Origin of the sequence: Nocardia sp. NPDC058497 (genome assembly GCF_042720195.1) — a bacterium.
GTDB lineage: Bacteria > Actinomycetota > Actinomycetes > Mycobacteriales > Mycobacteriaceae > Nocardia.
The window spans coordinates 1-6,107 of record NZ_JBHXMY010000214.1; the positions used below are offsets into that span (position 1 = coordinate 1).

The 6,107-nt window shown below is 69.6% G+C and carries 4 protein-coding genes and 1 pseudogene; 3 read left to right on the forward strand and 2 right to left on the reverse strand.

Annotated elements, in window-relative coordinates; genetic code table 11:
• Both scpA and ACFWPJ_RS16310 read right to left on the reverse strand, forming a co-directional pair.
• Nucleotides 1-1,712: methylmalonyl-CoA mutase (gene scpA / locus ACFWPJ_RS16305; protein WP_378852072.1), on the reverse strand; the 1,712-nt coding region annotated here is incomplete at its 3' end.
• Nucleotides 1,712-3,583 carry a methylmalonyl-CoA mutase family protein gene (locus tag ACFWPJ_RS16310; protein WP_378852075.1) on the reverse strand — a complete coding sequence of 624 codons (1,872 nt, stop codon included), beginning with the start codon at nt 3,581-3,583 and terminating at the stop codon, nt 1,712-1,714. The genes ACFWPJ_RS16310 and scpA, both read right to left, overlap by 1 nt.
• Nucleotides 3,584-3,760: 177 nt before the next feature.
• On the opposite strand from ACFWPJ_RS16310, the gene ACFWPJ_RS16315 reads away from it, so the two are divergent.
• From ACFWPJ_RS16315 to ACFWPJ_RS16325, 3 genes and pseudogenes are all read left to right on the forward strand, one after another.
• On the forward strand, nt 3,761-4,450 hold the full coding sequence (locus ACFWPJ_RS16315; RefSeq protein ID WP_378852077.1) for a TVP38/TMEM64 family protein: 690 nt from the start codon (nt 3,761-3,763) through the stop codon (nt 4,448-4,450).
• 50 nt (nt 4,451-4,500) lie between these two features.
• Complete coding sequence (locus ACFWPJ_RS16320) at nt 4,501-5,529, forward strand: hypothetical protein (RefSeq protein ID WP_378852079.1); 1,029 nt, start codon at nt 4,501-4,503, stop codon at nt 5,527-5,529.
• A 219-nt stretch (nt 5,530-5,748) separates the two neighbouring features.
• Nucleotides 5,749-6,107: pseudogene (locus ACFWPJ_RS16325) on the forward strand (hypothetical protein); the annotation flags it as partial.

Consider the following 6,107-nt stretch of genomic DNA (forward strand, 5'->3'; position numbering starts at 1 on the left):
TACAGTGCGTGGGAGATCTCCCCGACGGTGGCCTTGGCGCGGGCGGCGTCGTTGGCGAGGGCGAGCAGGTTGTTCTCCATCCCGCCCTCGGTGGCGGCGGCGGCCCGGGTCAGGTTGGCCAGCGCGGCCTCGACGGCGGCCGAATCACGTTCGGCGCGAAGGCGTTCCAGCTTCTCGATCTGCTCGGCGCGCACGCGCGAGTTCTCGACCTTGAGGACCTCGACCTCGTGGTCCTCTTCGACCTGGTACTTGTTGACGCCGATCACCGGCTGCTGCCCGGTGTCGATGCGCGCCTGGGTGCGGGCGGCGGCCTCTTCGATGCGCAGCTTCGGAATGCCTTCCGAGATCGCCTGTGCCATACCGCCGTGCGCCTCCACCTCGGCGATATGCGCGCGGGCGCGCTCGGCGAGCTGGTGGGTGAGCCACTCGACGTAGTAGGAGCCGCCCCACGGGTCGATCGGGCGCGTGGTGTTGGACTCCTGCTGGATCAGCAGCTGGGTGTTGCGGGCGATGCGGGCGGAGAAGTCCGTCGGCAGGGCCAGCGCCTCGTCGAGGGCGTTGGTGTGCAGCGACTGGGTATGGCCCTGGGTCGCGGCCATCGCCTCGATGCAGGTGCGCGCCACATTGTTGTAGGCGTCCTGCGCGGTGAGCGACCAGCCGGAGGTCTGCGAATGGGTGCGCAGCGACAGCGATTTCGCGCTCTTGGGCTCGAACTTGGAGACCAGCTCGCTCCACAGCAGGCGGCCCGCGCGCAGCTTGGCGACCTCCATGAAGAAGTTCATGCCGATGGCCCAGAAGAACGACAGGCGCGGGGCGAACTTGTCGACGTCCATGCCCGCCGCGATGCCGGCGCGGATGTATTCCACACCGTCGGCCAGGGTGTAGGCCAGCTCGAGATCGGCTGTCGCACCGGCCTCTTGGATGTGGTAACCCGAGATGGAGATCGAGTTGAACTTCGGCATCTTGGCGCTGGTGAAGGCGAAGATGTCGGAGATGATCCGCATCGAGGGCTTGGGCGGGTAGATGTAGGTGTTACGGACCATGAACTCTTTCAGAATGTCGTTCTGAATGGTTCCGGCCAGCTGTTCGGACGTGACGCCCTGCTCCTCGGCGGCGACGACGTAGAGCGCCAGGATCGGCAGCACCGCGCCGTTCATGGTCATCGATACCGACACCTGATCCAGGGGGATCTGGTCGAAGAGCTGGCGCATGTCCAGGATCGAGTCGATCGCGACACCGGCCATACCGACGTCACCCTGCACGCGCGGGTGATCGGAGTCGTAGCCACGGTGGGTGGCGAGGTCGAAGGCGACCGAGAGACCCTTCTGCCCGGCCTGCAGGTTGCGGCGGTAGAAGGCATTGGAGTCGGCGGCGGTGGAGAAGCCCGCGTACTGGCGGATCGTCCACGGCTGGTTGACGTACATGGTCGGGTACGGACCACGCAGGAACGGCGCCACACCGGGCACCGTGTCGAGCGGATAGCCCTGCGCGACAACGGCGTCCCGGTCGGCCTTGGTGAACACCGGCGGCACCTCGATGCCCTCGGGCGTGGCCCAGGTGAGCTGGTCGGCGGTGGTGTGGTTGGCCGCGGCGGCCTCGGCCACGAACTCCTTCACCTGAGCGTCGTCCACGTCGGCGGGCTCGGGCGCGCGCTCGGTGAGCGGCACCTCGGCGAAACTACCGATCAGGTGCTCGATATCGGACGTGGTCATCAGGCTCCCACCTTCTCCAGCAGCTGCGACAGGACCGCGACCGCGTCGATGCGCAGGGTCAGGTACCCGTCGGGACGCTGTGTACCGCTGTACTGCGCGACCGACTTCTCCGGTCCGGCCAGCAGTACCGTGTCGATGCCGGCGGCGCGCAACGCGTCGACCGCGGCGCCCGCTTCCTCGCCGTAGCGCTTGTCCGCGCCACACAGGACCGCGATCCGCGCGCCGGATTCGGCAGCGGCGGCGGCGATACCGTCGATGGTCAGCGGGCCGGGGTTGACCGACTCGATGCCACCGGAGGCCAGCACGTTCGCGGTGAAGATGGTGCGCGCGTTGTGTTCGGCGACCAGGCCGAGCGGCACGATCAGAGCCTTGGGGCGGGCGCCGTTGGCCGCGAGGTACGCGTCGGACCGGTTGCGCAGCGACTCGAACGCGGCGCCGTAGCGGGCGACCGAGACATCGGCGCGCGCCTGCTCCGACAGCGGCGTCTCGGCGAGGTTGGGGAATTCGTTGACACCGGTGACCGCGGTTTTGCGGTGCGCGATGTCGGCGGCGCGGGTGGCGGCCGTCTCGGCGATGCGCTCGGCGACCAGACCGGCGGCGAGCGCGGCGGGGTAACCGCCGGCGGCCTCGATCTCCTGCATGAACTCCCACGCCTTGGCGGCGAGTTCGTCGGTCAGCGAGTCGACGTACCAGGAGCCCGCGGCCGGGTCCTGTACGTGGCCGAGGCGCGATTCCTCGAGCAGCAGCAGCTGGATATTGCGGGCCATGCGCTCCGAGAACGACTGCGACACACCGAGTTCGCCGGTGGGCAGCGCGGAGTCGAAGGGCAGCACGGTGACCGAGTCGGCGCCACCGACACCGGCGCCGAAGGCCGCCAGGGTGGTGCGCAGCAGGTTCACCCACGGATCGCGCTGGGTCATCATCGCGGCCGAGGTGACCGCGTGCTGCGGGGCAGCGCCGAAGGCGGGCGCACCGCACACGTGGGCGACGCGGGCCCAGAGGCGCCGGGCGGCACGGAATTTCGCGATGGTGGCGAACTGGTCGTCGGTGGCCGCGAAGCGGAACTCGAGCTGACCGAACGCGTCGGCGATGTCGACCCCCGCGGCGGTCAGCGCGCGCAGGTAGGCCAGACCGGCGGCGACGGACGCGCCGAGTTCCTGGGCGTCGGCGGCGCCGGCGTTGTGGAAGGCGGTGCCGTCGACCGTGATCGCGCGCACCGTCTCCGGGCGGGCGCTGGCGCGGGTCGCCAGCGCGACGGCCTGCTCGGTGTCGATGTCGGCGGTACCGGCGAACGCGCTCGTCAGCGGGGCCGCGCCGAGCCCGACCTGGATCTCGGCGCGGTCGCCGAGCTGGTAGCCGTCGAGCAGCGTGAAGACCTGGTCGGCAGCGGCGTCGACGTCGGCGCCCGCGACCAGGGTCAGCGGGGCCAGTTCGAAGAGCAGGCCGCTCAGTGCGGTGGGGATGTCGGCAATCGCGACGCCGTCGGTGCCCACTCCCAGCGAGACGGCGCTGACGCCGTTCTCCAGCCAGGACAGGATCGTCCGGTTGGTGGCCGCGGCGTCCGCCGAGCCGGCGAAGGCGGCGACGAACCAGCCGCGCTGCGGGTCGCGGGTGGCGCTACCACCACGCACGTACGGGAAAGCGCCGGGCAGCGGCTGCTCGGGCAGCTCGTCGCGGCGGGTGTAGAGCGGGGCGATGGTGAGCCCGTCATAGGTGGTCTCGTCGAGCAGATGCTCGGGCTCCGCGGGGAGCTCGGATGCCTCGACCCGTCGCGCTTTGGCCAGCACGCCTGCCACGCCCTTGCGCCATGCGGCGTATTCGGGCACCGGATCCGGTGCGAGCCCCGCCCCGGACTCTGAACCAATCGGCATAGCTGCTGTTCTCTCTTCCATTCGACGACCGCACCCCGGTGTACTGCCGATCCGGCAGCATCAGCCCAGCAGCGGATACCGCGGCGAACCAGGATGTGTCCGGTTCATCCATGATGCTAACTGTGACACCCTGTCCGCTCACTGGGGCCATCCCCTACCGGCCGGTACGCTTGCGCGGTGTCTCGACTGATCCGATCCCCGCGCCTGCTCATGGCCCTGGCCGGGATCGCCGTGCTGTTCGTGGTGGCGATGCTGGTTCCGCTGCCCGGCCCGCAGCAGATCAGGGAGTGGGCGGGTGGCGCGGGGCCGCTGCTGCCGGTGTCGTTCTTCCTCTTTTATGCGCTCGTCGCGGTGGCGCCGGTTCCGCGCACGGTCCTGACCGTGACCAGCGGGGTGTTGTTCGGGCCGGTCCTCGGTTCGGTCATCGCGCTGGGCGCGACCGGAGTCAGTGCGACGCTGGCCCTGCTGGGGGTCCGGGCGGTGGGTCGCGCCCGGGTGGCCGAGCATCTGCGGCATCCGGCGGTGCGGGCGATCGATGACCGGCTGGCCCAGCGTGGCTGGCTGGCGGTGGCCGCGCTGCGGCTGATCGCGGTCGCGCCGTTCTCGATCGTCAACTACTGCTGCGGTCTGTCCTCGGTCAGAGTGCTGCCCTATCTGGTCGCCACGATCGTCGGCTCGGCGCCCGGCACGATCGCGACGGTGATCCTCGCCGGTTCGCTCGCGGGCGAGACCAGTCCCATCGCCGTCACCGTGTCGGCCGTCTGCCTGTCCATCGGCCTGCTCGGCCTGGTCCTGGACGCACGGATGCCATTGGCCGCCGTCCCGGCAGCCGCCCCGGACGCAGAACCGGTGAACGTCCGCGGCTGACCGGCGCGCCTGCCGCACCCGGCGCTGTCGCGGCCGGACAATCCCAGGTCATGGCGATGACCGTGGGCCGCAGATCCGCACTCGCACTGCTGGCCGGGCTGCCGCTGCTGGCCGCGGGCCCAGCGCGGGCACAGTCCGCACTCGGGCCCGGCGTCGGGACCGACCCGGCCGGCGCGCCGATCCGGTACACGATGACCGCGTTCCGCGCCGACAGCGACACCACCCTCGCCGTCTACGAATCGACGGACGGCACCGGCTTCACCGCCGTCAGCGAGCACGCGTTCACGCCCCCGTCGGGCCTGGTCCGCGATCCCAGCATCCTGCTGCACAGCGACGGCGCCTACTACCTCACCTACACGATCGCCGGGGACGCCACCGCGATCGGCCTGGCCCGCAGCCGGGACCGGATCACCTGGACCGGCCTCGGCAATATCCCGATGCTCGTGCCGGGCAGACTCGAGGGCGCCTGGGCGCCGGAGTGGTACGCCGACGCGGCGGGCCAGGTCGGCATCATCGTCTCGCTCACCTGGGGACGCGGATTCACTCCGCACCTGCTGATCCCCCTCGACGCCGGGCTCACGACCTGGGCGCCGCCGGTTCCCCTGCTCGGGCTCGGTCCCGGCAAGCCAGGTTCCCTCGGCTATATCGACACCACCGTGGTGCGCCTGGCCGGACGGGTGTTCGCGTTCGTCAAGAACGAGGACTCCAAGCTGATCGAGCTCGCCGTGGCCGATCGCCCGATCGGGCCCTACACCTTCGTGGCGACCGGCGACTGGGCCGGGTGGGGTGGCCCGCTCGAGGGTCAGTCGGTGGTCCGGCTGGCCGACGGTGGGCACCGGATCTACCTCGATGCCTACATCGAGGGTCGCTATTACTTCAGCGACAGTGATGACGGATTCCGGTCGTGGTCACCCCTCACAGAGCTGCCCGGACTGTCCGGCGTGGTGCGCCACGGCACGGTTCTCGCCGAGTACGGTGCTCCCGCGGCACCATCACCGCAGGTCACAACCGCCTTAGGCGCCGGTACTCAGATTTCTGAACAGAAACCCCCTTACTTCAGGGGCACCGGGTTACGCTAGCGATCCGACACACTTTGAAAGTGAGCTTCTTCACATAGGCCAGTTGTGACTAACGCATATTTCAGAAAACTCTCAGAGTTATAGACTCGGGATAGCCCAGGGTTCGCCAGCTACATCCGGTGCGGGATCCAGAGCAACACCCGGTGACGCGGCCGCGCTCACCGACATTCCCCATTCGCGCCGATTTCGGCTTGCATCGCACCCCGAGGTGACCCCCGCATGGAATACACCCACCTGTCCGAATTCCGGATTCGCTCCGGCGCACTGTCCATCTGGACGCCCGAACTCGCCTCTCCCGGTTCCTGGTACGACGACGAGCGCCCGCTCGCCAGCGTCCACTCGCAGTACCTCGGCTTCCTCGATCCCGAGGATCCCAGCCCCGGGCGCGGGCGCTGGATCGGCACCATCTTCGAGATGGATGCCCCGCTCGACGCGCAGGTGTGGGCCAAGACGCTGGAGCTGTGGCACGACCGCCACGAGGGTTTCCGGACCACCGTCGCCCAACACCCAGACGACTTCACCCTCCTGGTCGCCGCCGCCCACGCGGAGCTCGACGCACACTCGCAGGCGGTGAACAC